The sequence below is a fragment of the Lyngbya sp. CCY1209 genome (assembly GCF_055795065.1).
Genome location: NZ_JAYFER010000422.1, coordinates 1 through 1,407, shown reverse-complemented (window position 1 = coordinate 1,407; position 1,407 = coordinate 1). Strand labels below are relative to the sequence as shown.

General features: G+C 46.8%; 2 pseudogenes. Both read right to left on the bottom strand.

Annotated features, from left to right (window positions below):
- A pseudogene (locus AC0QHF_RS13020) lies at positions 1 to 642 on the bottom strand (beta strand repeat-containing protein); the annotation flags it as partial.
- 390 nt (positions 643 to 1,032) lie between these two features.
- Positions 1,033 to 1,407, bottom strand: a pseudogene (locus tag AC0QHF_RS13015) (hypothetical protein); the annotation flags it as partial.

Genomic DNA, 1,407 nt, shown 5'->3' with positions numbered 1-1,407 from the left:
GTCGGGGGTGAATACCAGTTCGGTGACGTCCGCCGTCCCCTCCGTGGCATCGGAACTGGCGATCGGGATGGTCACATTTGCGGAGGGTTGGCTGGTGAGAACGACGGTAAATGTGTCCGTCCCCCCGGCTTCCGTCGTGGTCAACCCTGTTGTGGGATCGACCGTGATTCCCGCCTGTGCCAGGTTCAGAGTCAGAGATTGGGCATCGAGTTCATAAACTACACCGTCTTCACTTGGGTTATCACTAGAGGTAAAATTAATCGTTGTTCCGGTAAATCCGTCAAGCGTTGTAAAATTTGCATTGTAGAGCGTTACCGGGTATGTCTGATCGTCACCAGGCCATACAGGGTTTTGGCTAATCCACCCGATAACAATGTAAGAATCTGTATTGGGATCGCCATCATCCACCCCACTTTGATTCTCTGAATTTTCTGAAGGGTTGGTCACAAAAACGTCAAATGATTCTAAATTCTCGACTGCACCAAAGTCTATAGCTTCCGAATCAAAATGGAGTCGCAATGTCAATCCGTTCAAGGTGTTATTTACAGGATTGGCGGTCTCATATGTTACCCCAAATGAGAAGGGACTATTTTCGGCGACGCTCAACGACAAAGGATTGGTTCTAATAACTTGTTCTGGCATTTTTAAAGCTCTCCTTTCAGTTGCTTGGGGGACTTCATACTTTAGATTATCTTGGGGTCGGGCTAACATTTCAAGCGCCTCAACTCATCCCCTGTAGTCCGAAGTACATCATTTTACCCACGGTATTATACAGGCTTAGAGACCCAAAAACTTGATCGGATGTTCCCGAATATTTTTTTAATTTTAGCCCGATTTTGGTTCCCAATTTTCAGATTTTAAAAAATTGAAAAAGAACCCCATTTCATCATCCGGAAACCTGCCCGGAGATTTGATTTATATTGTTCTCTGAGCAGGTTTTTCTAGCCGATTCTTTTTTGGGAGGCGTTCAGAGTATTGAGTCGCTAATATCCAAGCAGAATTGCCGACTCAATACTCAGCAGCTTTTGCACCTCAGATCTCAAAACTATCATCCGTGTCTGTTGACAGAAGATCGATGTCTTCCGCTTCAGACGAGAACTCTACTCCGGAGATGGAACTTTCCTCGTCGGCATCCACCAGTGGGAAGCTGTCTTCAATCACTTCGACACCTTCATCAGTGAGATCGGATTCTGACTGATTTGCAATCAGAGTATCCGCATCATCACTTTCATCCGTGGGATCTAACAGGGGATCGTCGGCTCCCGAATCTTCAGGATCTTCAGGTGCTTCTCCTGTCAAAACATCGGCTTCACTACCCGAATCATCGGAGTCGGTATCCTCGGCGATGTCCTCTTCCTCAGACTCATCGGAATCGGTATCCTCGGCGATGTCCTCTTCCTCAGACTC